The organism is Streptomyces daliensis, assembly GCF_054782395.1.
Genome location: NZ_BAAGSO010000104.1, coordinates 1 through 1,105 on the forward strand (window position 1 = coordinate 1; position 1,105 = coordinate 1,105).

General features: G+C 69.6%; 1 protein-coding gene. It reads right to left on the minus strand.

All coding sequences use genetic code 11. The features are described from left to right. Positions 1-1,041 (minus strand): IS630 family transposase gene (locus tag ACYVOO_RS27630; RefSeq protein WP_461018426.1). Its coding sequence is split into 2 segments (ribosomal slippage), with 1,039 coding nucleotides annotated over them: positions 1-577 and positions 580-1,041; the frame shifts between segments, so codons are not numbered across the junction. This gene is flagged as partial in the annotation. Between the last annotated feature and the right edge of the window lie 64 nt (positions 1,042-1,105).

The following is a 1,105-nucleotide window of genomic DNA, read 5'->3' on the forward strand; positions in this document are numbered from 1 at the left end:
TCTCGGCCAGGCAGCCGTCGATGAGGTGGGGGCGGCGCTGGATCTGCGCCAGTCCGTGACGGAGGGCGCGTTCGAGGCGGTCGGGATCAGTGAAGGCGGCGTTGGCCAGGGGCCCGCGACGCAACCACGACCAGATGCCTTCCACCGGGTTGAGTTCGGGTGCGTAGCTGGGAAGCTGGAAGACGGTGAGCCAGTCGTGATCGGCGGCGTACTGCCGCAACCCGGCCGTGCGGTGAGTGTTCAAATTATCCCAGACCACGACAACGGGACCGCCGAGCTGGAGGTGGGCCCGTACCAGCAGGTCGCGGTAGTCCCTCCAGGTGAAGCTCTTGCGGGCGCCTTTGAACGGCAGATGGAAACGCGGCCGGTAGATCAGCCTCGACGGCTCGCCGGGCTTGTAGCAGCACAAGGCGGCGATGGAGATACGGCGTCGGGACCGGCCCGGGACCCGCACCACCGGTGTGTGCCCGCGCCGTCCCCAGGTACGCGCTCTTGGCGGCGTCATCGCGAAACCGGCCTCGTCCTCGAAGACGATGAAGGCCCCGAGCGCCGCCGCGGTGCTTCCACCAGCGGCCACACGTCCTTCTTCCACAACTGAACCGCGTGCTCGTCGCGCTCCAGCGCCCTGCGGGCCGGGCACTGCCAGGACCAGCCGTGCCGGTGCAGCAGCCGCCACACCCCCGCGATCGAGCAGGTGATCCGGAACTTCCGGGCAATCACCGTCTGGACCCGGGCCAGGGTCCACCGCTGGTCCGTCCAGCCGTGCGCGGCCGGGCCCCGGGCCAACTCCGACTCCAGCACACTGAACTGCCCATCGGCCAGCTTGGGCAGTTTCGCCGGACCGGCAGAGACCAGCGCGGCGATCCCGCCCTCCCGCCAGGCGCGGCGCCACCGCTCCACCGACCGCTCACTCACCCGCAATTCCCTGGCGATCACCGCCGTCTTCTCGCCCCGGATGAACCGTTCCCCGGCCTCCATCCGCAGTCCCTCACGCACCGCCCGCTGCTCCGCGGTCAGGCCACCACCCTGCGCATACCGCATGCTTCCGGCCTACCGCAGGGATCACCGCACGTCACCATCCGACACCAACCCGAAAACCTCAGTA